Source organism: Streptomyces monashensis (genome assembly GCF_001866665.1).
Classification (GTDB): domain Bacteria; phylum Actinomycetota; class Actinomycetes; order Streptomycetales; family Streptomycetaceae; genus Streptomyces; species Streptomyces monashensis.
On sequence record NZ_MLYO01000110.1, the window covers coordinates 1 to 22,971 of the forward strand.

The 22,971-nt window shown below is 73.7% G+C and carries 20 protein-coding genes and 3 pseudogenes; 4 read left to right on the plus strand and 19 right to left on the minus strand.

Going from position 1 to position 22,971, the window contains the following annotated elements:
* The 6 genes and pseudogenes from BIV23_RS51280 to BIV23_RS42475 form a co-directional block, all read right to left on the minus strand.
* Positions 1-189: pseudogene (locus BIV23_RS51280) on the minus strand (hypothetical protein); the annotation flags it as partial.
* Positions 186-1,442 carry an aminotransferase class I/II-fold pyridoxal phosphate-dependent enzyme gene (locus BIV23_RS42455; protein WP_071386339.1) on the minus strand — a complete coding sequence of 419 codons (1,257 nt, stop codon included), beginning with the start codon at positions 1,440-1,442 and terminating at the stop codon, positions 186-188. The gene BIV23_RS42455 and the pseudogene BIV23_RS51280, both read right to left, overlap by 4 nt.
* A gap of 192 nt (positions 1,443-1,634) precedes the next feature.
* On the minus strand, positions 1,635-2,342 hold the full coding sequence (locus BIV23_RS42460; RefSeq protein ID WP_071386340.1) for a hypothetical protein: 708 nt from the start codon (positions 2,340-2,342) through the stop codon (positions 1,635-1,637).
* An 880-nt stretch (positions 2,343-3,222) separates the two neighbouring features.
* The gene (locus tag BIV23_RS42465; protein WP_071386356.1) at positions 3,223-3,480 is read right to left on the minus strand and encodes a DUF6158 family protein; all 258 of its coding nucleotides are present in this window, start codon (positions 3,478-3,480) and stop codon (positions 3,223-3,225) included.
* A gap of 168 nt (positions 3,481-3,648) precedes the next feature.
* The gene (locus BIV23_RS42470) at positions 3,649-5,268 is read right to left on the minus strand and encodes an ATP-binding cassette domain-containing protein (protein WP_071386341.1); all 1,620 of its coding nucleotides are present in this window, start codon (positions 5,266-5,268) and stop codon (positions 3,649-3,651) included.
* A gap of 71 nt (positions 5,269-5,339) precedes the next feature.
* Positions 5,340-5,996 carry a histidine phosphatase family protein gene (locus BIV23_RS42475; RefSeq protein WP_071386342.1) on the minus strand — a complete coding sequence of 219 codons (657 nt, stop codon included), beginning with the start codon at positions 5,994-5,996 and terminating at the stop codon, positions 5,340-5,342.
* A gap of 246 nt (positions 5,997-6,242) precedes the next feature.
* Here BIV23_RS42475 and BIV23_RS42480 point away from each other — a divergent pair, with 246 nt between their 5' ends.
* Positions 6,243-7,064, plus strand: coding sequence for a class I SAM-dependent methyltransferase (locus tag BIV23_RS42480; RefSeq protein ID WP_071386343.1), 822 nt, complete (start codon positions 6,243-6,245; stop codon positions 7,062-7,064).
* A 33-nt stretch (positions 7,065-7,097) separates the two neighbouring features.
* On the opposite strand, the gene BIV23_RS42485 is transcribed toward BIV23_RS42480, so the two are convergent.
* On the minus strand, positions 7,098-7,823 hold the full coding sequence (locus BIV23_RS42485; RefSeq protein ID WP_071386344.1) for a GvpL/GvpF family gas vesicle protein: 726 nt from the start codon (positions 7,821-7,823) through the stop codon (positions 7,098-7,100).
* A 137-nt stretch (positions 7,824-7,960) separates the two neighbouring features.
* Complete coding sequence (locus tag BIV23_RS42490; protein ID WP_071386345.1) at positions 7,961-9,808, minus strand: transketolase; 1,848 nt, start codon at positions 9,806-9,808, stop codon at positions 7,961-7,963.
* 162 nt (positions 9,809-9,970) lie between these two features.
* Between BIV23_RS42490 and BIV23_RS42495 the strand changes: the two genes are divergently transcribed.
* A complete protein-coding gene (locus BIV23_RS42495; RefSeq protein WP_071386346.1) occupies positions 9,971-10,321 on the plus strand; it encodes a VOC family protein in 351 nt (116 codons plus the stop codon).
* Positions 10,322-10,330: 9 nt separating this feature from the next.
* On the opposite strand, the gene BIV23_RS42500 is transcribed toward BIV23_RS42495, so the two are convergent.
* The 7 genes and pseudogenes from BIV23_RS42500 to BIV23_RS42525 form a co-directional block, all read right to left on the minus strand.
* Positions 10,331-12,364: a DUF5107 domain-containing protein gene (locus BIV23_RS42500; RefSeq protein WP_071386347.1), complete on the minus strand. Its 2,034-nt coding sequence runs from the start codon at positions 12,362-12,364 to the stop codon at positions 10,331-10,333.
* A gap of 112 nt (positions 12,365-12,476) precedes the next feature.
* A pseudogene (locus BIV23_RS52925) lies at positions 12,477-12,703 on the minus strand (arginase family protein); the annotation flags it as partial.
* A complete protein-coding gene (locus BIV23_RS42505) occupies positions 12,700-13,287 on the minus strand; it encodes a GNAT family N-acetyltransferase (RefSeq protein ID WP_071386348.1) in 588 nt (195 codons plus the stop codon). The pseudogene BIV23_RS52925 and the gene BIV23_RS42505, both read right to left, overlap by 4 nt.
* 59 nt (positions 13,288-13,346) lie before the next feature.
* Positions 13,347-14,270, minus strand: a complete 924-nt coding sequence (locus BIV23_RS42510) for a S66 peptidase family protein (protein ID WP_071386357.1) — start codon at positions 14,268-14,270, stop codon at positions 13,347-13,349.
* A gap of 5 nt (positions 14,271-14,275) precedes the next feature.
* Positions 14,276-16,228: a prolyl oligopeptidase family serine peptidase gene (locus tag BIV23_RS42515; RefSeq protein WP_071386349.1), complete on the minus strand. Its 1,953-nt coding sequence runs from the start codon at positions 16,226-16,228 to the stop codon at positions 14,276-14,278.
* 73 nt (positions 16,229-16,301) lie between these two features.
* A complete protein-coding gene (locus BIV23_RS42520; protein ID WP_245790921.1) occupies positions 16,302-17,678 on the minus strand; it encodes a M20/M25/M40 family metallo-hydrolase in 1,377 nt (458 codons plus the stop codon).
* Positions 17,671-18,504, minus strand: a complete 834-nt coding sequence (locus BIV23_RS42525) for a M55 family metallopeptidase (protein WP_071386350.1) — start codon at positions 18,502-18,504, stop codon at positions 17,671-17,673. Before BIV23_RS42525 ends, BIV23_RS42520 begins: the two co-directional genes overlap by 8 nt.
* A gap of 518 nt (positions 18,505-19,022) precedes the next feature.
* Here BIV23_RS42525 and BIV23_RS42530 point away from each other — a divergent pair.
* Positions 19,023-19,448, plus strand: a complete 426-nt coding sequence (locus BIV23_RS42530) for a hypothetical protein (RefSeq protein WP_071386351.1) — start codon at positions 19,023-19,025, stop codon at positions 19,446-19,448.
* Between the two features lie 14 nt (positions 19,449-19,462).
* Here the strand turns inward: BIV23_RS42530 and BIV23_RS42535 are convergent, their stop codons facing one another.
* Both BIV23_RS42535 and BIV23_RS42540 read right to left on the minus strand, forming a co-directional pair.
* Positions 19,463-20,263, minus strand: coding sequence for a helix-turn-helix domain-containing protein (locus BIV23_RS42535; protein ID WP_071386352.1), 801 nt, complete (start codon positions 20,261-20,263; stop codon positions 19,463-19,465).
* A complete protein-coding gene (locus BIV23_RS42540) occupies positions 20,260-21,018 on the minus strand; it encodes a peptidoglycan-binding protein (RefSeq protein WP_071386353.1) in 759 nt (252 codons plus the stop codon). Before BIV23_RS42540 ends, BIV23_RS42535 begins: the two co-directional genes overlap by 4 nt.
* 295 nt (positions 21,019-21,313) lie before the next feature.
* Between BIV23_RS42540 and BIV23_RS52930 the strand changes: the two are divergent.
* Positions 21,314-21,755, plus strand: a pseudogene (locus tag BIV23_RS52930) (IS982 family transposase); the annotation flags it as partial.
* A gap of 164 nt (positions 21,756-21,919) precedes the next feature.
* Here the strand turns inward: BIV23_RS52930 and BIV23_RS42545 are convergent.
* Together BIV23_RS42545 and BIV23_RS51285 are read right to left on the minus strand one after the other, a co-directional pair.
* A complete protein-coding gene (locus BIV23_RS42545; protein WP_071386354.1) occupies positions 21,920-22,618 on the minus strand; it encodes a VOC family protein in 699 nt (232 codons plus the stop codon).
* A gap of 85 nt (positions 22,619-22,703) precedes the next feature.
* Positions 22,704-22,971: hypothetical protein (locus tag BIV23_RS51285; protein ID WP_218161929.1), on the minus strand; the 268-nt coding region annotated here is incomplete at its 5' end.

Consider the following 22,971-nt stretch of genomic DNA (forward strand, 5'->3'; position numbering starts at 1 on the left):
GGGTGGGACGGAGGGGGCGAGGGGTGTCGGGGCGGCGACGGTGACGACGGTCGTGGCCGCAGGTGCCGCGGGAGGCGTGGGGGCGGTGGGGGGCGTGGGAGACGTGGCGGTCGGTGAGGTCGTCGGCGGGGTCGTCGTGGGCGATCCGGGCTCGTGCGTCTGCTCCGGCTGCTGCGTCTGCTGCGTCATCGAGGAGGCTCCCGTCGCTGGACTTCGTCGCGGAGATCGTCGAGGAGCGATGTCAAGGAGGTCAACGCGCGGTGCACGTGCGGCAGTTCCAACGGTGTGGGTGACGTGAGGCATTCCGTGCGTTCGTCGTCGGTGGTGCCGAGCAGGGGGCCGGTGGCGAGGCGTACGCGCAGGGCGCCGAGGTCGTCGCCGAAGCGGTGGCCGCCGGGTGCGGGCATGCCGAGGCGGGTGGTGAGGAGGTCCTCCAGCTCCTGGGCGTCGCCGACTCCTTGGGCGGCGAGGGGTTCACGCAGCGGGCCGAGGTCGATGTAGAGGTGGCGGCCGGCCTGCGGGGGGCGGACGAGGGCACCGGCGGCGACGAGCGTGGTGTGCGCGGCGGCGGCCACGCGCGCGTGGAGTCGTACGGCGTGTTCGCGGCGCTCGGTGACGGGCGGGGGTTCGTCGAGGGCGTAGCCGGCCGCGGCGGCGACGGGGGCGGCGACGCGGGCGCCGAGTGCGGTGAGGATGTCGAGCACGCGCGCGTGGAGGTGGAGTCCGGGTCCGGTCGCGGGGAAGCGGGCGACGGCGGCCGGCCAGCCGGGGGGCAGCAGGGAGCCGGCGAGGTCGGTGACGACGGTGACCCGGTCGGGGCGCATCTCGGCGGGGCTGAGCAGGACGGTGTCATGGGGGTCGTGCAGGGTGTCGCGCCAGGTCTCGTCGCTGACCAGGTGCAGGCCTTCGGAGGTGGCGGCTTCGACGGTCTCGTGGAGGAGTTCGGGGGCGGCGACGGTGGCGGTGGGGTCGTCGGCGACGGACAGGACGAGCAGTTGGGGTTCGCCGCCCTCGGCGCGGACCCGGCGGACGGTCTCCAGCAGGGCGTAGGGGTCGGGGACGCCGCCGCTCTCGGCGGGGGTGGGCACGTGGTAGACGGGCCGGCCGAGGATCCGGGCGTAGGGCGCCCACCAGGCGGCGCAGGGGCGGGGTACGAGGACGTCGGCTCCGTCCGGGGCGAGCGCGGCGGTGAGGGCGAGGAGCAGGGCGGGGGCGCCGGGGCCGGCGGCGACCTGGTCGGGGACGGTGGGCAGGCCGCGCCGGGTCCAGTAGCCGCAGGCCGCTTCGAGGAGGGCGGGGGCGCCGCCGACGGGCTGGGCGTCGGTGCGGCGGGCGGCGGCGGCGAGTACGGCGGTGAGTTCGGGGAGCACGGGCAGGCCGTCGCCGGGCAGCGGCGGGCCGTAGCGGACGGGGCCGTGGCCCTCGGGGTCCGTGCGCCGCATGTCCGCCTCCGCGCAGTCCGTGATGGGTCGTCGTGGGCTCGTCGTGGGCTCGTCGTGGGCTGGTGGTCGGCTGGTGGCGGTGCGCTGTCCGGTGTCGCGGGGTACGGCGGCCGGCGCGGGTGGGGGCGGGCGGCCTCGGGTGGGTGTACCCGGCGGGCGGACGCCTATGAGCGGTGCGGGGCGTTGTCCCGGTCACACACCGGTGGGGCGGCGGCCCGCCGCGGCGCGCCGGTCGCCGTACAGCCGGTGGCCGGCTCCGGCGCAGGCGACGGCGACGAGGATGCCGCCGGCGACGAGGGCGGGGACGGAGCCGGTGAAGCTGCCGCCCTGCCCGGCCTCGACACCGTGCTGCACGCCGACCGGGGCGCAGTCGTCGTCTTCGCGGGACGGGGTGCCGTGCGAGGAGTCGTGCTGGGGGGTGCCGGGCTCGGTGCAGGTGTGCGTGTGGGTGTGGGTGTTCGTGTCGGAGCAGGCGCCGCCTCCGCTTACGCCTGCGCCCCCGGATCCGCTCCCGCTCCCGGCTCCGCCGCCGCTTCTGAGGCAGTCGCGTCCGCCGCTCTGGCACGGTGCGGTGTCGCGGCACGGGGTGCGGTCGGCGCAGGACTCGCCGTCCCGGCAGCCCGTGCTGTCCCGGCAGGGAGCGTCCCCGGGCCGGCACTGGGTGCCGCCGCTGTCTGCGCAGGGTTTGACGTCGGGCAGGAGCTGGGGCGGGGCCCCTGCGGCGCCGGGCAACGGGTCGCTGGCGGCGTCGGGCAACGGGCCGGTGGCTGCGCCGGGCAACGAGTTGGTGACGCCACCGGACAAAGCGCCGGTCGCACCGCCGGACAGCGGGCCGGTCGCGCCGCCGGACAAAGGACCGGTCGCGCCGCCGGTCAAGGGGTCGGTGGGGGCGCCGGGCAAAGGGCCGGTCCCGCCACCGGGCACAGGACCGGTCGCAGCGCCGGACGAGGAGCCTGCAGCGCCGCCGGACGGAGGGCCGACAGCGCCGCCGGTCAGGGGGCTGGTCCCGCCGCCGGACATGGGGCCGGTCGCAGTACCAGGCCCAGTCGCGGTGCCAGGGCCAGTCGCAGTGCCAGGCATGGAGCCCGTCCCGCCACCGGACAAAGGGCCGGTCGCAGCGCCGGACGAGGGGCCTACAGCGCCGCCGGACGGAGGGCCGGTAGCGCCGCCGGTCAGGGGTCCGGTCGTGGCGTCGCAGTTCGCGGAGACGACGGAGGGGACGGGGCCGGCCGGAGCGGCGGAGGCAGCAGGACCGGGCAGGACGAGGGCGGCACCGGCGGCGAGGGTGACGGACAGGGCTCGGGCGGTGCGGCGCATGGGGCGGGCTCCTCGACGGGCTGCGGCGGATCGGCCGGCCGCGTGTACGTGGGGCGCTGCCGGGCGGCGCCACGGGTACCGGGCACGGGGCCGGGGACACGGGGTGTGCCCTCGCTGCCATCACAGCCCGTGCCACGCCGGACCGCGCGCCGCCGGACCCCATTCGCGGGACGAGGACGCCCAGCCGGGTGACAGGGGTGCACGGGGCCGGTACGGCGCGGCAGGGGGATCGGACTCGCCGTGGTACGGGCGCGGCCGGCACCCGCGGACACCGGCACCACCGCCGGGACCGGGGCCGGCAAGGAGGCCGGGCCAGGCCGTCGGACTCCGGTCACGCGGCACCGACGGCCGGGCGGGCGTGGGGGCGCAACGGCGACGGGCACGGCACGGCACCGTTGCGACGTGGGCGGTTGCCGGTGGAGGGCGGGCGGGGCAGGGCCCCTGGGTGTGCCCGGGGTGGCGGTCAGGCGCTGGTGGTGCGCGGGGTCGTCGTCTCGCCGCAGCAGCGGTCGCGGGCGCCCTCACGGGTGCGGCCCGAGCTGACGAGGCGGCGCGGGTTGCGGCGCAGGTACTCGCCCTCCAGTTGCGCCATGCGCTCGTTGTGGGCCCGCAGCGCGTCGTTGGAGCCGTACAGCAGGGTGTCGTGGCGCGTGCGGTGGATCGTCTCCAGCTCTTTCATGAGCTGCTGGTCGTCCAGTCGGCTGGGGTCGACTCCGGTCATGGTGGTGCCCCGCTCGTCGTGTCCGTGGTCCCGGCCCCGAGCGTGCTGCCGGGAGGATCCCGGGAGGCCGGGGTTCCTGCCATCCACCATACGAAGATCCCGCGCCCCGAGCCTGCGAAGGCCCGGAGGCCCGGAGGCCCAGGGCGCGGGAACGCGGGGGCGCGCGGGTCAGCGGGCGCGTTCGACGCGGCGTTCGTCCCAGACGGGTTCCGGGGTCTCGCGGACGCGGCCGTCGGTGCCGAAGACGAGGTAGCGGTCGAAGGAGCGGGCGAACCAGCGGTCGTGGGTGACCGCAAGGACCGTGCCGTCGAAGGCCTCCATGCCTTCCTGGAGGGCCTCGGCCGACTCCAGGTCGAGGTTGTCGGTGGGCTCGTCCAGCAGCAGCGCGGTGGCGCCCGCGAGCTCCAGCAGGAGGATCTGGAAGCGGGCCTGCTGGCCGCCGGAGAGCCGGTCGAAGGCCTGCTCGGCCTGCTGGGTCAGCTCGTAGCGGCGCAGCCGGGACATGGCCTGGCCCCGGTCCTGGGCGTGTTCCTTCCACAGGATGTCGAGGAGGGTGCGGCGGTGGAGTTCGGGGTGGGCGTGGGTCTGGGCGAAGTGGCCGGGGACGACGCGTGCGCCGAGTTTCCACTCCCCCGTGTGCGTGACGTCGTCGCCGGCGAGGAGGCGCAGGAAGTGGGACTTGCCGGAGCCGTTGGAGCCGAGGACGGCGACCCGTTCGCCGTAGAAGACCTCCAGGTCGAAGGGTTTCATCAGGCCGGTCAGTTCAAGTCCCTTGCAGGTGACGGCTCTTACGCCGGTGCGGCCGCCCCTGAGGCGCATGGTGATGTCCTGTTCGCGGGGCGGCTCCGGGGGCGGGCCGGCCTCCTCGAACTTGCGCAGGCGGGTCTGTGCGGCGGCGTACCGGGAGGCCAGCTCGTGGGAGACGGTGGCTGCCTGCCGGAGGTTCAGTACGAGCTTCTTGAGCTGGGCGTGTTTCTCGTCCCAGCGGCGGCGCAGTTCCTCGAATCGGGCGAAGCGTTCGCGGCGGGCCTCGTGGTAGGTGGCGAAGCCGGCGCCGTGCACCCAGGCGTCGGCGCCGGCCGGGCCCGGTTCGACGGAGATGATCTTCTCGGCGGCGTGGGCGAGGAGTTCGCGGTCGTGGGAGACGAACAGGACCGTCTTGCGGGTCTGCTTGAGCTGCTCCTCGAGCCAGCGTTTGCCGGGGACGTCGAGGTAGTTGTCGGGCTCGTCCAGCAGGAGCACCTCGTCGGTGCCGCGCAGCAGGGCTTCGAGGACGAGGCGTTTCTGCTCGCCGCCGGAGAGGGTGCGTACCTGCCGCCACTGGGCGGTGTCGTAGGGCATGCCGAGCGCGGCGGTGGTGCAGACGTCCCACAGGGTCTCTGCTTCGTAGCCGCGGGCCTCGGCCCAGTCGGCGAGGGCCTGGGCGTAGGCGAGCTGGGCGGCTTCGTCGTCGACGGTCATGATCGCGTGCTCGGCGTCGTCGACGGCTTTGGCGGCCACGCGGATGCGGGGCGTGGCGACGGAGACGAGCAGGTCGCGTACGGTCGTCTCGTCGTGTACGGAGCCCACGAACTGGCGCATGACGCCGAGGCCGCCGGTGACGGTGACGGTGCCGCCGTGGGGCTTCAGCTCGCCGGAGATCAGGCGCAGCAGGGTGGTCTTGCCGGCGCCGTTGGGGCCGACCAGGGCGACGGCGGAGCCTTCGCCGACGCGGAAGGAGACGTCCCCGAGGAGGGTCCTCCCGTCGGGGAGGTGGTACTCGAGGTGTGCGGCTTCCAGATGTCCCATGACCTGGCATTCTGCGGGCTGGGCGGTGAGGAGGGCAAACGCTTATCCGGCGGCCTGCGGTGCCGGCCCGGTCATCGGGCCGTGTCGAGCGGTTCTCCGGTCGGGCCGGGCTGTCCGGCCGGTTCCACGGCAGCGCCTTGCCAGGAGATCGTCTTCCAGCCGTCGGCCGGGGTTCCCTCCAGGACGATCACGCCGGTGTTCTGGAGGGGGCGGGCGGCGGCGAAGGCGACGTCGACGTTGTGGGCGCGGGCGGCGGTCCACAGGCGGATCGCGGCGCCGTGGCTGACCATGGCGACGGTGCCGGCGCCGCCGGCCGCGGCCTCGGCGACGACGGCGTCGTACCGGGCGAGGGCCGCCTCGCCGCTCTCACCGCCGGGGATGCGCCGGGTGGTGTCGCCGGCCGCCCACGCGAAGATCGTGTGCATGTACTCCCGGCCCGCGGCGGACTCGCCGGGCAGCATCTCCAGGTCGCCGGCGGACACCTCGCGGATGCCGTCGCGGACGATCGGTTCGAGGCCGCGGGCGGCGGCCAGCGGGGCCGCGGTCAGCCGGGTGCGCAGCAGTGTGGAGACGTAGAGGGCGTCGATGTGCTCGCCGGCGAGGGCCTCGGGCAGGGCGGCGGCCTGCGCCTCGCCGAGCGGGGTGAGCCCCGGTCCGGGCACGGCGGTGTCCAGGAGGTGGTCCACGTTGGAGGGGGTCTCGCCGTGGCGGACGAGGAGCAGACGCATGCGGGGCTCTCCCTTCGCGCCGGTCCTGCGCCCGGCGCACGCGCACACACGGAACGGGCACCTCAGGGTATCCGCACGCGGGCGGGGGCCGGTCCACCGGCCCACGCCGGGCAGCTCCCGAGAGTCTTTCCTGACGTAGCGTCAGTCCAGTATGCGAAATATCGGTCTCATCATTCGGCCTGCGCGCGTACGGTGATCCCTACCACCGTCGGACCACCGCCGGACCAGAGGTGAAGGGGAACCGCCATGCCGAGAGCACGGGAGACGGCCGTCTACACACACGGGCACCACGCGTCGGTGCTGCGCTCGCACACCTGGCGGACCGCCGCCAACTCCGCGGCCTATCTGCTCGGTTCGCTGAAGCCGCACATGAGGATCCTGGACATCGGCTGCGGCCCCGGCACCATCACCGCGGACCTGGCGGAGCTGGTCCCCGACGGCCATGTCACCGGCGTCGACCACGCGCCCGGCATCCTGGAGCAGGCCCGGGCCACCGCACAGGCGCGCGGACTGACCAACGTGGACTTCGCGGTCGCCGACGTCCACGCCCTGGAATACCCGGACGACACGTTCTGCGTGGTCCACGCCCACCAGGTGCTCCAGCACGTCGGCGACCCGGTGCAGGCGCTGCGCGAGATGCACCGGGTGACGAAGCCGGGCGGGTTCATCGCCGTACGCGACGCGGACTACGCGGCGATGACCTGGTACCCGGCGGTGCCCGGCCTGGACGACTGGCTGGATCTGTACGAGCGGGTGGCGCGGGCCAACGGCGGCGAGCCGGACGCCGGGCGCCGGCTGAAGGCGTGGGCGCGGGCCGCCGGACTGCGGGACATCACCGCGACGTCCGCCACCTGGACGTTCGCCACGCCCGAGGAGCGGGCCTGGTGGAGCGGGCTGTGGGCGGACCGCACCCTGGCCTCCTCCTACGCGGAGCGGGCCGTACAGGGCGGGCACGCGACCGAGGAGCGGCTGCGGGCGGTGTCCGAGGCGTGGCGGGACTGGGGCCGGCGGGAGGACGGCTGGTTCGGCGTGCTGCACGGGGAGATCCTGTGCCGCAAGGAGGCCTGAGGAGGACCGGGCAGGCCCGAGCAGGCCCGAGGGTCAGCGGGGGTCCTCGCCCGTGAAGGAGTACCGGGTCTCCTCCCCCGTGAAGGAGTACGCGGCCCAGGGACCGGTGAGTTCCACCCGGACTCCCGGTTCCTCGGCCCGCGTGCGGTCGACCAGTTCCACGAACTCCTCGCAGTGCGCCCGGGGCACCAGATAGGCCGCGTCGAGCACGTTGCGGGACGCGTGGTCCGGCGGGGCGCAGGCCGGGACGCGCACACGGCAGGCCTCCGCCCGCCCGGCGAGGCGTTCGTGCAGCGTGCGGACGAAGGCCTCCCCCGGCTCGGCGGCGGAACCGGGCTCGCGTGCGGGCCGGGGGGCGGCCGTCGGCTCCGTGTACACCTTCACACCCCACTCCACCCGGCCCTCGAGCCGGTCCAGGACCCGCTCGAAGGAGTCCTCGTGGGTCTCCAGCAGGGTGCGCACCACGCTGTCGTCCTCGCAGACGGTCCCGAGCCGCAGCGGCAGCGGGGTGGTGACCGTGGCCAGCGCGGCGATCACACCGCGGTGTGCACGGACGGTCGCCGCCAGCCACACCGGGTCCTCCAGGTGGGCCTGGAAGGCCTCCTCGCCGAAGTCGGCCTGGGGCACCGTACTGACGACCGCGACCAGCCCGCGGTGGCGCAGCAGGCCCGGCGGGGCGCCGGCGACGCCCGTCAGCTGGGACTGAAGGGGTGTGTCGAAGGGCCGGCAGACGGCATAGACGTAGCGCAGTCCGGCCATGGTCCCTCCTTTGCTCCAGCTCCAGACTGACCCTGCGGCCGCGTCCGCGCCACAGAGGCCGGCGCGGTCCGCCGCGCCCGCGCCGCACAGGCGGGCGCGGTCCGCGGCGGGCGCCGGCCGGCCGTGAGCGTCGCCGCTCAGCCCGTGGCCTTCTCCTGCGCCAGCAGCTTCACGGCGTTCACGATGCCCACGGCGTCGATACCGGCCGCGTGCAGTTGCTCGTCGGGCGCGGCCGAGCCCGGCATGGTGCGCACCGCGAGCCGGACCAGCCGGGGCACGGGGCGGCCGTCGGCGAAGGCCTCCGCGACGGCGTCGCCGAGGCCGCCCTCGGGGCGGTGGTCCTCCACGGTGAGCAGGCAGCCGGTCTCGTCGGCGGCCCGGCGCAGCGTCTCGGTGTCGACGGGTTTGACGGAGTACAGGTCGATCACCCGGACCCGGATGCCGTCCTCGGCGAGCCGGTCGGCGGCCGCCAGCGCCTCGGGCACGGTGACCCCGGCCGCGATCACGCTCACCCGGTCCTCGTCGCTGGTGCGCAGCGTCCTGCTGCCGCCGACCGGGAACTCCTCGCCGGGCCCGTAGATCACCGGTGTCGCGCCGCGCGAGGTGCGCAGATAGCGGATGCCGTCGAGGCCGGCCATGGCCGCGACCAGGCGGGCGGTCTGGTTGGCGTCGCACGGGTAGAGCACGGTCGAGCCGTACACGCCGCGGAACATCCCCAGGTCCTCCAGGCCCATCTGGGAGGGCCCGTCCTGCCCGATGGCGACACCGGCGTGCGAGCCGACCAGGTTGATCCCGGCGCCGCTGATGGACGCCATGCGCACGAAGTCGTGGGCGCGGGTGAGGAACGCGGCGAACGTGGAGGCGTACGGCAGCCAGCCGCGTGCGGCCATGCCGACGCTGCAGGCGACGAGCTGCTGTTCGGCGATGTAGCACTCGAAGAACCGCTCGGGGTGGGCCTTGGCGAAGGCCTCGGTGCGGGTGGAGTCGCCGACCTCTCCGTCCAGGGCGACCACGTCGCCGCGGGCGGTGCCGAGCGCGGCGAGGGCCGCGCCGAAGGCGTCCCGGGTGGCGACCTCGTCGCCCACGTCGTAGTGCGGGAGCAGGACCGCCTCGATGGTGCGGTCGCGCAGCGCGGCGGCGGCCGGCGGCTCGCCGACGCGGACGTGGACGTCGCGCGGTCCGCCGAGTTCGGCGACGGCCTCCTCGGGGTGGGGCAGCGGCTTGCCGTGCAGGCCCTCGTGGTCCTCGGCGGCGGCGACGCCCCGGCCCTTGAGGGTGCGGGCGAGGACGACGACGGGCTGCCCGGTCGTGGCCAGCGCCTCGCGGTAGGCCTCGTCGATCTTCTCGATGTCGTGGCCGTCGGTCTCGACGGCGTGCCAGCCGAAGGCCCTGAAGCGGCGGGCGTAGGCGTCCAGGTCGTGGCCGTGCCGGGTGGGGCCGCGCTGTCCGAGCCGGTTGACGTCCACGATCGTGATCAGGTTGTCCAGCTGCTCGTACCCGGCGTGTTCGGCGGCCTCCCACACCGAGCCCTCCGCCAGCTCGCTGTCCCCGCACAGCACCCACACGCGGTAGTCGGTGCGCTCCAGGCGTTTGCCGGACAGGGCGATGCCGACGCCGACGGGCAGGCCCTGGCCGAGGGAGCCGGTGGCCGTCTCCACCCAGGGCAGCCGCCGGGGCGTGGGGTGCCCCTCCAGCCGGCTGCCGAGTTTGCGGAAGGTGAGGAGTTCGCCGTCCTCGACCGCGCCCGCCGCCTTGTAGGCGGCGTACAGCAGGGGGGAGGCGTGGCCCTTGGACAGGACGAAGCGGTCGTTGGCGGGGTGCTCGGGGCGTTCGAAGTCGTAGCGCAGGTGCCGGCCCAGCAGGACGGCCATCAGGTCGGCGGCGGACATCGAGGAGGTGGGGTGCCCGGAGCCCGCGGCGGCGGAGGCGCGTACGCTGTCGACGCGCAACTGCGCGGCGAGTTCGGCGAGTTCGGCGGTGTTCATGGTGCTCCACGGATCGTTGTACAGGTCGGCTCACGGGAGGCTTTCCGTGTATCCGTGAGCGCGGCACTCAAACGTCTCCCGGGTCACCCGAACGGCATGGCGGTGCGCGGCCGGCTCCGGCGGCGCCGCCGTCGGCCGGGAAGTCCAACTAGGCTCGTCCGTATGGAGATTCTCGGCGCCACACTGCGCATCTGTGTCGACGACCTCGAAGCCGCGGTCCCGTTCTACGAGCGGCTGGCGGGCGGCAGAGCCCAGCGGTTCGGGCGCGGTGGGGTGCAGGTCGCCGCGATCGGTTCCTTTCTGCTGATGAGCGGGCCGGAGGCGGAGCTGGAGATTCTCCGGAAGGTGACGGCGACCATCGCGGTGCAGGACGTGGCGGAAGCACACCAGGTGCTGGCCGGTCTCGGCGCACGGATCCTCGCCGGACCGCTGCCGAGCCCTGCCGGGCGCAGTCTGCTGGTGATGCATCCGGACGGGACCGTCTTCGAGTACGTGGACCAGCAGCGGGCCTGAGCCGCCTCGCTACGGCTGGTCCGGGCGCATCCGGAAGTCGAGGCGGGCGGGCAGCGGCTCGTCGGTGAGCCGGGACCACAGCCGGCCGATCGTCTCCTCGCCCTCGCGCAGGTCGGCGACCTCGACGTCCTCGTCGAGGAGGGCCCGCGCCGCCTCGGGCCGGCCCTCGGCGAGCAGCAGCTCGGCCTCGAGGAGCCGGAAGCGGCCGCGCTCGCGCACGGCGGGCGGCAGCCGGTCCCGTACGGCGCGGGCGTCGGCGGTGCGCCGCAGACGCAGCAGGGCCCGGAGGGTCTCGCGGCCGAGCGCGGCCTGGACGGCGGTCCAGGCCGCGCCGTCCCCGCCCACGCCGCCGTCGCAGCCGTCGTCGTCACCGGGGGCGTCTGCCGTGTCTTCCGGGCCGTGGGGGAGCTGGGAGAGTGCGCGGCACAGGTCGTCGAAGGCGTCCAGGTAGCGTTCGGCGGCCCGCTCGTGGTGGCCGGACGTCTGGTCGGCGACGGCCAGGCAGCGCAGCAGCGGCCAGCGGGAGGGCGCCCGTCGCAGGGCGCGTTCCCAGCTGCGGACGGCCTGGGCGCGGTCGCCTGCGTGCCACTGGGCGACACCGAGGTGGTACTCGGTGTGCGCGGTGGCGGGCGCGGTCTCCAGCATGTCCCGCCAGTGCGGGGCGACGAGGCTCTCGCCGGGCGGCCGTACCCGGCGCGGCTCGGGCAGCGAGCCGGTGCGCAGCAGTTCCCGCCAGGGTGTCTGGGCCTCGCCCAGGGTGGACTCGGGGAACGGGGTGCCGGGCAGCTTCCCGTCGGAGTGCAGCACCTCCAGGGCGCCCCAGCCGGAACCGGCGGCCAGGACCGCGACCGGTTCGGTGTCGGCGTACGGCAGCCAGTCGGTGTACGCCTGCTCGACGCGGGCGCGGGGCAGGGCCGTCTCCAGCCGGTCCTCGGCGCCCCGGACCGCCTGGGGCCACTCCCCCGCGCTCGGCGCGTCGAGCGGGCCGTACGCCTCCAGCCAGGACACCTCGCTCTGCGGCTCCAACCGGACGTGCTCGAGCTGGGTGCGGGCGAGACCGGCCTGGATCTCGCAGTAGCCGCCGGTGCCGGGTTCGGTCAGCCACTGCTGCCAGCGCCGGCCGCCGGGCCGGTGGCCCCACACGAAAAGCTTGCGGCCGCGCAGGGTGTCGGTGGAGGTCTGCACCAGTCCGTGCCCGTCGGCGTCGAGGGCGGCGATCCAGCGGCGCCGGGCGTCCGGCACGTCGTAGAAGTAGTCGGCGGCGTAGGGGCTGTTGAGGGGGCGGGTGCGGTCGATGCCGTCGTAGGAGGGGACCGGGATCCTGCGCAGGCGGCGTTCGTAGCCGAAATGCCAGGCCTCGTCGGCGGGTGCGAGGACGCGTACGTCCTCCGGGACCGCGGTGTTGGACCACCAGTAGGTGGGCACCGGGCGTTCGTGCGGGTTGCGGATCCGGACGCCGGCGTAGAGGAAGTCGGAGCCGTCGGGCAGCCACAGGTCGACCTGGAAGGGCAGGTCGCGCAGCCGCTCCCACTCCCACAGGCGCAGCATGTCGCCGCCGTCGGGGGCGGGGACGCGGGCGGCGTGCAGCGGGGCGCAGGACAGGGTGGTGTGGCCGGTGGCGCCGATGTTCCACTCGATGCCGCCGGAGTACCAGGCGCCGTTGAGGGCGAAGTCGGCGGGCTGGAACACCGGGTTGCGGTACAGGAGTTCGCGTCCGCTGGGCAGGTGGAGGAGGGAGGCGACGCGGCCGCCGAGGCCGGGCAGGACGGTGGCGCGCAGCCGGTCGTTCTCGATCACCAGGGCGTCGACGGCGCGGGGTGTGCGGGTCCTGCCGTAGCCGTCGCGGACGCGGACCGGGAGCAGGCTGGTGAGCGGCTCGTGGTCGAGTTGCCGCATCATGTCCCGGGGCATGCCGGCCCGGTCGCGGTCGTCGATGCGGTGGACCTCGTCGAGGGGGCGCAGCGGGGGCAGGGGGTTGTCCGGGCCCAACTCGGCGGCGGGCAGGGTGAGTACCTCACGTCGGATCCTCGTCACGATCACCATGGAACCCGGAGCCCGGGCCACTGCCCAGGGGAGCTGCCGGTCAGGATTGCGCAAAGGCGGCCACGACCACGTCGGCGAGGAGCGCGCGGTAGTTCCGTCAGTTCGGCGGGGGTGAGGCCGCGTTGAACACGCCGTCGCCCTCCTGCCGGTCGCCGAGGTCGTGGCGCGGAGGTACGACGGCCCCGCCCTCACGCGCGTGCGACCGCTGGACGAGGCGCTGTTCGCGCAGCGCGCCGACCGGCTTGTGACAGCCGGTGGCGGTGCCGGGGCGGGCGGGCGCGGGCCGAGGCTGGAGGGGGCGTCGAGTACGACCGGAGTGTGCGGGGAAGGCCTCCTCACCGCGCCGAGGCGCCCACGCCGCCGGTCCGCATCTCGACGGTCAGCGCCCAGCGTTCGTGGTCGCGCCAGGCTCCGTCGATGTGGATCATGGCGGGCGAGAAGCCCTCCAGGCGGAAGCCGCCGCCGCGTGCCAGCGCGACGGAGGCGGTGTTCTCCGGCTGCACGTTGATCTCCAGTCGGTGCAGGCCGAGTGGGCCGAAGGCGTGGTCGACGACCAGGCCGAGAGCCTCGCGCATCAGGCCGCGCCCGGCGGCGTGCGCGAAGGCGCCGTAGCCGAGCGCGCCGCACTGGAAGCCGCCCCGCACGATGTTGTTGATGTTGATGAAGCCCGCGATGGCGCCGCTGGCTCCGCCGCTGCCGCTGTCCTTCTCGCACACCAGGAAGCCGGCCTTCGTCGGGTCCTCGATCAGCCGGCCCGCGTAGGCGGCGTAGGACTCGTCGTTGTCCGGCGGGAACAGCCAGGGCCGGTGCAGGTCCTTGCTCTCGCGGGTGCGGGCAGTGAACTCGGGTCCGTCCTGGAGGGTGAAGTGACGGACGGCCACGCGAGGGCCCTCGGCGAGGTAGTGGGGCGCGGTGTGCGGCATCCGGCCAGCGTACGACGTCGGCGGCGGTGCCGCATCCGGGAATCGGACCCGGTGCGCGGTCAGCGCAGGGCCGGCTCGTCCAGGGTCAGCGTGGCGGCGTCCGCGTCGAGTTCGGCCGCGACACCGAAGGGGATCGTCAGCGCCCCCGCGCAGTGCCCGAAGCCGAACTCCTCCACCACCGGCACACCGAGCGTCCCGAGCCGGTCGGCGAGCATCGGCCGTACCTCGGCGTAGTCACCGCACCTTTCCCAGGAGCCGAGCAGGATCCCGCGCACGCCCTCCAGCCAGCCGGTGCGCAGGAGTTGGGTGAGGTGGCGGTCCAGGCGGTACGCCTGCTCGCCGACGTCCTCCAGGCACAGCAGCCCGCCGGCCGCCGAGGAGCGGGCGTGCGGGGTGCCGAGGTCGGTGGCGAGCAGGGACGGGCAGCCGCCGAGGGTGATGCCGCGGGCACGGCCGGGCACGAGGGCCGTGCCGCCGGAGGCGATGGTGCGGACGGTCTCCGGGGCGAAGAGGGTGGCCTTCAGGTGTTCCTGCGCGCGGGTGTTCTTGATGAAGTCGATGCCGGCCGCCATCGGCCCGTACAGGGTGGCGAGTCCGAGGCGGGCGGCGAAGGCCTCGTGCAGGGAGGTGATGTCGCTGAAGCCGAGGAAGACCTTCGGCCCGGCGGCGCGCATCGCCTCCCAGTCGAGCAGGTCGATCATGCGCTGTGCGCCGTATCCGCCGCGGGCGCACAGGACGGCGTCGACCGTGGGGTCGCACCAGGCGTTCTGGAGGTCGGCCGCGCGGTCGGCGTCGCCGCCGGCGAGGTAGGCGAACTCACCGTGCCGGTCGAGGACATGCGGTGCGGCGACCGGGTCGAGGTCCCAGCCGCGCAGCACGTCGAGCCCGGCCTGGAGGCGCTCCTCGGGCACCGGCCCGCTGGTGGCGACGACGGCGACGCGGGCGCCGGGCGCCAGCCGCCTCGGCCGGGTCAGTTCCGTCATGGCCTTCACGGGTGCAGCTCCAGTCTCGGGACACCGGGCGCGTCCAGCCCGAACACCTGAGCGTACAGCGACATCTCCGCCTCCAGCGCGCGCACCATCGTCTCGGCCCGCCGGAAGCCGTGCCCCTCCCCCGCGAAGGTCAGATAGGCGTGCGGTACGCCCCGGCCCCGGATCCGGGCGAGGAGGCGTTCGCACTGGGCGGGCGGGCAGATCACGTCGTCCAGGCCCTGGAGCAGCAGGAACGGCACGGTGAGCCGGTCGGCGTGGGTGAGGGGCGAGCGTTCGGCATACCGGGCAGGCACCTCGGCGGGCGGTCCGATCAGCGACTCCAGGTAGCGGGACTCGAAGTCGTGGGTCTCCCCGGGACCCCAGGTGGTGAGGTCGAGCACGGGGTAGGCGATGGTGCCGCAGGCGTAGACGTCGGTGGTGGCCAGGGAGGCGGCGGTGGTCCAGCCGCCGGCGCTGCCGCCGCGGATGGCGAGCCGGGCGGGGTCGGCGGTGCCCTCCTCGGCGAGGGCGCGGGCGACGGCCGCGCAGTCCTCGACGTCGACCACGCCCCACTGCCCGCGCAGCCGCTCCCGGTAGGCGCGGCCGTATCCGGTGGAGCCGCCGTAGTTCACCTCGGCGACGCCGATGCCCCGCGAGGTGAAGTAGGCGACGGAGAGGTCCAGTACGAGGGGTGCTCTGCTGGTGGGGCCGCCGTGCGCCCAGATGACGTAGGGCGGGGTCTCGCCGTCGGGTGCGGTGCGGTCGGGGTGGTGGGGCGGGTGGATGTGGGCGTGCACCTCGCGGCCGCCGGGTCCGGTGAAGGTGCGGGTCCGGGGCGTCGGGTAGTAGGCGGGATCGACCACGTCCCGGTGCCGGGCACCGACGGGGCGGGCCCGGCCGGTGACGGTGTCCAGTTCGACCACCTCGTGGGCGGTGCGCGGGCCGGCGCCGACCGCGACGACCCGGCTGCCGTGGGCGGCGAGGGTGGGCGCGAACTCGGTCCAGGGCCCGGCGGCGTCGACGACCTCACCGGATTCTGTATCCAGTATGCCGAGTACGGTCGACCCTCTACCGTGTACGACCGCGATCAGCCCGTTGTCCAGCGGCGCGAACCAGCGCAGGCCCGGCTTCCACAGCGGGCCGGCGAACTCCTCCTCGCGGGGGCAGAGCGGGGTGCCGTCCCGGTAGAGGTTCCACCAGCCGCTGCGGTCGCTCGTATACAGAAGACTGCCGTCTGCAGACCATTCCGCCTGGGCGATCGCCTCCCCCGGCCCGCCGGCGACGGTGTGGACGGTATGCGGTATTCCGTCGACACCGATCTCGCCGACACGCAGCTCCGTCCCCTCCCACGGCATCCGCGGATGGTCCCAGGCGAGCCACGCGGCCCGGCGGCCGTCGGGCGAGACGCGCGGGCCGGTGACGAACCGGTGCCGGCCGTCGGTGAGTTCACGCACCGCGGAGCGGTCCTCGGCGGCGGATCCGTCGAGCGGTACGGCGGCCAGGACGCGGCGGACGTCGCCGGGGGCGTTCCCGGTGAACTCCTCCAGCACGCACCACACCTCACCCCGGGCGGGGTCCAGGTGCGGGTCCGCCCAGCGCAGGCCCGCGCCGACCGGGGAGAGCGGGGTCAACGGGCGGGGTTCGCCGCCGGGCTCGTACCGGTAGAGCCGCTGGTCGGCGAAGTGGGTGAAGACGATCAGCGGCCGGCCGTCGTCCATCGCCCCGGTCCAGGGGCGGCCGCCGTACTCGACGACCCGGTTGCGCACGTTCCACGGCGCGGGCAGCACGCTCTCCTGCGTGCCGTGGGCCGTGCGGCGCACCAGGGCCCGGCGGCCGCCCTCGGCGGGGCGGGGCTCGGTCCACCACACCTCGTCCCCGACGAACTCGACCCACTCCGGCTGTCCGTCGTGCGCGGCGGCCAGCGGCGCGTCGACGGGTGACGGCCAGGTTCCGTACGGCGCGGTCAGCACCTTTGTGCCCTCCTTCGTCGGGACTGCTCCATGCCGTGCGCGTCTATGCGGTGCGCGTCTATGCCGTGCGCGTCTATGCCGTGCGCAGGAAGCGGTCGAGCACACGGACGCCGAAGTGCAGCGCCTCGACGGGGACGCGTTCGTCCACGCCGTGGAAGAGGGCCTGGTAGTCGAGGCCCTCGGGCAGCTTCAGCGGGGCGAAGCCGTAGCCGGTGATGCCGAGCCGGGAGAACTGCTTGGCGTCCGTGCCGCCCGACATGCAGTACGGCACCACGTGTCCGTCCGGGGCGAACTCCTCGACGGCGGCCCGCATCCGCGCGTAGGTCGGCGAATCCACCGGCGCCTGCAGGGCCACCTCGCGGTGTGCGAACTCCCAGTGCACGTCGGGGCCGGTCAGTTCGTCGAGGGTGGCGGTGAACTCCTCCTCGCCGCCCGGCAGATACCGCCCGTCGACGTAGGCGACGGCCTCGCCGGGGATCACGTTGAGCTTGTAACCCGCCTGCAGCATGGTCGGGTTGGCGCTGTTGCGGACGGTCGCCTCCACCAGGGCGGCGGCCGGGCCGAGCTTGTGCAGCAGCCGGTCCACGTCCCGGAAGTCCGGCTCGATGCCGTACAGGGCGGCGAGTTCGGTGAGCGCGGCCCGCACGGTCGGGGTGAGCCGGAGCGGCCACTGGTGCTCGCCGATGCGGGTGACGGCGGCGGCGAGGCGGGTGACCGCGTTCTCCTGGTTCACCTTGGAGCCGTGTCCGGCCCGGCCGCGGGCGGTGAGCTTCAGCCAGCCGGTGCCCCGCTCCCCGGCCGCGATCGGGTAGATACGGCGGCCGGCGCCGTCGTGGAAGGTGAAGGCACCGGACTCGCCGACACCCTCGGTGCAGCCCTCGAACAGCTCGGGGTGGTGGTCGGCGAGGAAGCCGGAGCCGTCCTCGGCGCTGGCCTCCTCGTCGGCGGTGAACGCGATGACGAGGTCCCGGCGGGGTCGTACGCCGCGGCGGGCCCAGGAGCGGAGGACCGCGAGGATCATCGCGTCCATGTTCTTCATGTCGACGGCGCCTCGGCCCCACGCCACCCCGTCGCGGACCTCCCCGGAGAAGGGGGGCACGCTCCAGTCGGCGGCCTCGGCGGGCACCACGTCGAGATGGCCGTGGACGAGCAGCGCACCGGCGCGGGGGTCGGTGCCCTCGATCCGGGCGACGACGTTGGTGCGGCCGGGTGTGCGCTCCAGCAGCAGCGGCTGAAGGCCCGCGCCGGCCAGCCGTTCGGCGGCGTACTCGGCGGCGGGGCGCTCCCGGCAGTCTCCGCCGCCCCGGTTGGTGGTGTCGATACGGATCAGGCCGGAGGTGAACTCCACGACCTCGGCCAGGGCCTGCTCGTCTACCTGCCCGTCGGCCTGCTCGTCGATCTGTCCGTCGATGTGCTCGTCGACCGGCTGCGGCGTCCGCTGGTCAGCCATACTGCTCCTCCACGGCGGCGGAGACGATCGTGGTGACCGCCTTGAACGTCCGGATCCCCTCGTACATCGTGGCGCTGGTGTACGCCACCTTGCGCTCCCCGATCCGCGCGACCCCCGGGACGACGGTGGCGGCCATCGCCAGGTGCTCGGCGTCGAACTCGACCGCGACGGTGAAGGGACCTCCCCGCACCGGTTCCTGACGGACCGCCAGAAGCGCCGCCTCCTTGGCGGCCGCGCGGATGTCGGCGGCGGTGCGGGCCGGCGTGCGGCACACGGCCGCGTAACGCGACACATGGTCCTTGACCGCGACCTTCAGTGCCTCGGGGGCATAGCCGAGCGCGTCCTCGCAGGCGAGGTCGTCGCCGGTGACGAGGACGACGGGCACGCCGTACTCGGCGACGACGTGGGCGTTGAGGAGCCCCTCGCTGGCGCGGACGTCGTTCAGCCACACGCCGGTGATCTGGTTGGCGAGGTAGGTATGGGCGAGAACGCCCTCCATGCCGGCGCCCGCGTGGTAGCCGACGAAGGCGATGCCGTCGACGTCACCGTGCTGCACGCCCTCCACCATGGACAGGGTCTTGTGCCGTCCGGTGATCATCTCGACCCGCTCGTCCAGCCGCTCCAGCAGCAGATTGCGCATGGTCCAGTGGGCCTCGTTGACGAGCACCTGGTCGGCGCCGCCGTCGAAGAAGCCCTGCGCGGCGGCGTTCACGTCCGAGGTGAACATCGACCGGCACCGCTCCCACTGCGGTGTCCCCGGCAGTACGTCGCCGGGCCACGTGACGCCCGTGGCCCCTTCCATGTCGGCACTGATGAGGATCTTCATGGTGCTTCACGTTACGCGTCGGCGGGACAACTTCCCCTGAGGCGGAACGGAGGCTGGGCCCACGGTCGGAGAACTGTCCCGAGACGGCCGGCCCGCGGCCGTGCCCGGTTCACGGCCGCGCGCCGGCCGGTGCCGCTGATGGCAGCACCCGTACCAGGTGGCGGAGGGCAGGAGCCTGGACGTCCGTACCTTCGTCGACAAGCACGTACGAGCTTCCGCCCCTGAGACGTCCCGCCCCGCCGTCATGGGTCGGCGCTCCGCCGCTGGTCACGCCCCTTGTCGTCCCACGAAGGCACCAGTTCCCCGTGGGCTCCTGGCCTCCGGCTGCCGGGCCCCGCCAGGATTCCGTCCGGTCGACCGCACCCCGTCCGGCCCGGGACTGTCACACATGGGCCCCGGGCTCGGACCGGACAAGTGGCGGGTGCTGCCGACCGGCAATGACGGGATGTGTCGAGGGGCCGCTCGGTCGCCTCGAGACGTCCAGGAACCACGATCCATGCACCGCGGAGAGGTCTCCCATGACGAAAAGCATCAAGCGGATACTCGTTTCGGCATCCGTGTTTCTGCTGGGCATCGCGGCTCAGACGGCGTCCGCATCGGCCGTGACGGTCCGTCCGATGACGTTCGACGAATGTGGCCACAACGGCGATTCCGGCGTCGACAACTGCATGTACATCAGTGGCGCCGGTCTCTACGCCTCCGAGGTGCGCGGGTGGTCCACGCACGTGGGTTTCGGGTACCCGGTCCACGAAGAGGTCACCGGGCCGAACGGTGTGGTCTGCAACTCGGCGACCGTCACCACCGGCGACGGATCCGCCGTCGTCGGCTGCCAGATATACCCCAACAAGAACATAGCCGCGGGTACCTACTGTTCCATCCTCTGGGAATACCAGGGTGGTAAGTACTACAACGACGCCGAGAACTGCGGCACCGTCAGCGGCTGAGCCGGCACCGCGTCTCACGGGGCGGGCGCGGAGTAGCACAGCCGAGTGCGTCTCGGCGGAGTCGTCAGGCAGGCCGTCAGCGGTGAGTGCCGGGCGGGAAGTGCGATCAGCGTCGTGTAGACGAAGGCGTCCAGCAGGCGGGGATCGTCGACGGTGACGCTCTGCTGCGGCTCACCGCGCGCGCTCACGGTGAGGCGGTCTCCGAGCCGGGTGTTCCAGACCCTGGCCCACGCCGCGCGGCACAGCGGATTGGACCGGATCTCCAGCCCGGCCCCGCCCGGGGTGACCACGTTCAGCAGCGTCTGCGGCTCGACCCCGCACAGCGTCACGCCCGGGTCCCGGCCGTTGCAGGCGGCACCGCTGCAGGAGACGTGGAAGCCCCCACCGCCGCCCGTGCCGGCGGTGGCCACGGCAGCCACCGCCGCGCACGCCGCGAGCACCCCGCCGACCAGCACACCGGCCCAGGCCCGGCGGCGCCCGGACCGGCGGGCGGTCGGCGGGGGTACCGCCACCGCATCGGTCGGCGGATCGTCCTGACCCGCCGCTCCGGCCGGTCGGATCGAGCCGCGGCGGCTCCACGCGGCTTCGGCCAGTTCCCACAGCGCGCGCATCCGCGGCTCCGGTTCGCCCGCGAGGCGGCACAGCCCGCGCACGGCGAGCCAGGGCGGCAGCGCCGTGCCACTGAGGTAGCGCTGCCAGGACGACTTGCTGTACGCGGATTCCTCGGCCAGCGTGGCGAGGGTCAGCTTGGAGCGATCCCGCAGCAAGCGCAGTTCGGCCGCCAGCCGCGCGCACTCGGGCGGCGTCGGGTTCATGCGCGCAACGCCGCCCAGGTGCGCGGGCCCACTTGACCGTCGACGTCCAGGCCGAACTTCTTCTGCGCGCGGATCACCGCCGCCTCGGTCAGCGGCCCGAAGGACCCGTCGATGCCACCCGGCGTGATGCCCGCGCGCTGCAGCAGGCACTGCAACTCGGCGACATCGGAGCCGGTCATGTCGACGACGAGCTGCTGTGTGCGGGTGGTGCTGTTCCCCGCGTACCACAGCCCGTCCCGGCGGCTGTACTCGCAGGTGTGGACGACGCGTTGAGTCACGGCCGCCGCGGGACGGGCGCCGGCGCCCGGCGCCATCAGCAGGGCCGTGGTGAGGGCACCGACGACGGCCCCGGCGCCCGCGATGAGCAGCGAGTGCCAGACCGATGACCGGCGCAGGTCCGCGCCGCCGTCGGTCCCGGCAGCGGAGGGCGGCCCGTTCTCGGTCTCCTCGGGCCGCGGCGACACGTCCACCGCGACGGTGCTCGGCTGCGCGCGCCATGCTTCTTCCGCCACCTCGTACACGGCCAGCAGCCGGACGGCGTCCGCGCCCACCACCCGCGCCAGAGCGTCCACCGCTTCGCGTGGCGGCAGCGCCCGACCGCCGAAGTAGCGCTCCCAGGAGGAGGTGCTGTACCCCGTGTCCCTGGCGAGTTCGGGGATCGTCCGCCCGCTGGCGTCCTTCAGCTGCCGCAACCGCGACACCAGTTTGGCAACCGCCGGGTCGAGCCCCGCCGGCAACGCACGCCACCGCGCCATGAACCGCCCCCTCAGGCAGGTGCGGAGGCCGCCTCCACGCACCGTCAGGCGGTGATCCTAGCTCCCCGGCCGACCGTGGGACGTCGGCGCATCGGACCGTGGCGGCCCGCCCGCCATCGGGGAGATTCGACAGCCCGGGCCACCGACGCCCAGCCGAGAGCGGCAGGCCATGGACGAGTAGTTCCGAATGCTGTCGGTCCGTCCGGAGGCGCAGGGAGGGTGCCCAAGATCGTTTTGTGACGAACGAACACTTGGCCACCCTCATCACGGGACTGTACGTGAAGGTCGACGACGAGATCGAACGAGCCGATGCCTGGGCAGGCCACCACGGTTGAGCGACTCCGAACTGGTCTGTCTGGCCGTCGCGCAGGCTCTGCTGGGCTTCGCCTCGGAAGCTCACTGGCTGCGGTTCGCCCATACCGACCTGGGCTCGATGTTCCCGTATTTACCCAAACGGCCCGGATGCAACAAGAGACTGCGAGCCGCGTCGCCACTGGTCAATGGCCGACTGCGCCGGATACGGGCACTGCGCCTCTCACTCGCGGTTCATCTGGGGTCTGCGCCTGTACCTGGTCTGCACCCCGACCGGCATGCCCCTCACCTGGGCACTCGCGAACCCGAAGATCGACGAGCGGGAAGTGCCGGCCTCGATGCCGGACCGCGAGCCTCATCTGGCCACCGGCCGCCCGGGACTGCTGATCATCGCGGACAAGGGCTTCGCCTCCAAGGAGTTCGAGAACGACCGGCGCCCCCGTCCTGCGGTCACTGACCGCGTTCGATCACTGACCGTCACGGAACCGTGTCTCGTGCTCGACCGGCGACATGGGCTCGTGCGGCGTCGACCGGTCCAGCGCGGAGGGGCGCCGCCGCGCCCGACCCGACGGACTGCGGGCCGGGACATTCACGGTCGGTCGGTGGCCGGCCCGGGCGGGCCGGCCACGCCGACACATGCCTCGTTGCCCTCGGGGTCCGCCAGCACCCAGTTCAACGGCGCGTCGGCGTCGTTCACCAGACGTCCGCCGACCGCAAGTGCTGCGGCTATCCGGGCCTCGGCCTGGTCGTACGGCACCCACACGTCGACGTGGACCCGGTTGCGCTGCGGGCGCGGTGCGTCCATTTGCTGAAAGTAGAACGGTGCCCCGCGGCGGCGCGGGTCGATCAAGTCCTCGCTGCTGTTCGCGCGGTCCTGGTAGCCGAGCAGGGCACGCCAGAACGCCACCACGTCGGGACCGGCGAGGGCATCGATGGTGACCTGGACGGTCTGCACGGCGGACGGGTCGGCCGATATGTCCAGTGTGCGGGCCACGGCCGAGATCTGCCGGGCCAGCTCGACGTGCCGTTCGGTCAGCCCGTAGTAGTCGTCCGTGACCGTGATCAGCCGTACGATCACACCCTCCTGCCTCACGTCGACGTCCGGGTGTTCGCCCCCACCTCCTGGCATCTCACTGATCGCCTGCACGAGCTGGGCGCCTACCGCGAACGACCCGGTACGGAAGTACGCACACGCCCCCTCGCCCACGACGCGCCAGTCCTCCACTCCCGCGGCCTCGTGGAACTGCTGCGGCCTTATGCGCTCCGTCTTGCTCTCTACGTAGGTCATGCGCTCAACGTAGCGTGCAGGTCCGACAACCCCCGCCGACCATTGGGTACTTCGGAACTACTCGTCTAGTGGCAATACCGGTGATTTAGGTTGTTTTCCGGTGGGCGGGTTTGGTCTTGGTCGGCCCGACCAGCGTCACGTGGGGAATGCCCGGCCGGGGCGGATTGCGGTGCTCGGTGCGTTTGAGTTTCCAGTTGGACATCTTGCGTTTGATGACGCGGGGACTGGAGCGCAACCGGCGCGGGGGCAGGGGGCGTTCGCGGATCTCACGCAGGGCCGTGGCCAGGGCCCGCGCCATTCGGGAGGGGGGAAAACGCCGCCTGGTCGGTGACATGGCGGCGGATGATGCGCAG

Coding starts and splice junctions, on each gene's coding strand:
- BIV23_RS42455 (WP_071386339.1), bottom strand. CDS start 1,442: ATGCGGCGCACGGACCCCGAGGGCCACGGCCCCGTCCGCTACGGCCCG.
- BIV23_RS42465 (WP_071386356.1), bottom strand. CDS start 3,480: ATGACCGGAGTCGACCCCAGCCGACTGGACGACCAGCAGCTCATGAAA.
- BIV23_RS42470 (WP_071386341.1), bottom strand. CDS start 5,268: ATGGGACATCTGGAAGCCGCACACCTCGAGTACCACCTCCCCGACGGG.
- BIV23_RS42475 (WP_071386342.1), bottom strand. CDS start 5,996: ATGCGTCTGCTCCTCGTCCGCCACGGCGAGACCCCCTCCAACGTGGAC.
- BIV23_RS42480 (WP_071386343.1), top strand. CDS start 6,243: ATGCCGAGAGCACGGGAGACGGCCGTCTACACACACGGGCACCACGCG.
- BIV23_RS42485 (WP_071386344.1), bottom strand. CDS start 7,823: ATGGCCGGACTGCGCTACGTCTATGCCGTCTGCCGGCCCTTCGACACA.
- BIV23_RS42490 (WP_071386345.1), bottom strand. CDS start 9,808: ATGAACACCGCCGAACTCGCCGAACTCGCCGCGCAGTTGCGCGTCGAC.
- BIV23_RS42495 (WP_071386346.1), top strand. CDS start 9,971: ATGGAGATTCTCGGCGCCACACTGCGCATCTGTGTCGACGACCTCGAA.
- BIV23_RS42500 (WP_071386347.1), bottom strand. CDS start 12,364: ATGGTGATCGTGACGAGGATCCGACGTGAGGTACTCACCCTGCCCGCC.
- BIV23_RS42505 (WP_071386348.1), bottom strand. CDS start 13,287: ATGCCGCACACCGCGCCCCACTACCTCGCCGAGGGCCCTCGCGTGGCC.
- BIV23_RS42510 (WP_071386357.1), bottom strand. CDS start 14,270: ATGACGGAACTGACCCGGCCGAGGCGGCTGGCGCCCGGCGCCCGCGTC.
- BIV23_RS42520 (WP_245790921.1), bottom strand. CDS start 17,678: ATGGCTGACCAGCGGACGCCGCAGCCGGTCGACGAGCACATCGACGGA.
- BIV23_RS42525 (WP_071386350.1), bottom strand. CDS start 18,504: ATGAAGATCCTCATCAGTGCCGACATGGAAGGGGCCACGGGCGTCACG.
- BIV23_RS42530 (WP_071386351.1), top strand. CDS start 19,023: ATGACGAAAAGCATCAAGCGGATACTCGTTTCGGCATCCGTGTTTCTG.
- BIV23_RS42535 (WP_071386352.1), bottom strand. CDS start 20,263: ATGAACCCGACGCCGCCCGAGTGCGCGCGGCTGGCGGCCGAACTGCGC.
- BIV23_RS42540 (WP_071386353.1), bottom strand. CDS start 21,018: ATGGCGCGGTGGCGTGCGTTGCCGGCGGGGCTCGACCCGGCGGTTGCC.
- BIV23_RS42545 (WP_071386354.1), bottom strand. CDS start 22,618: ATGACCTACGTAGAGAGCAAGACGGAGCGCATAAGGCCGCAGCAGTTC.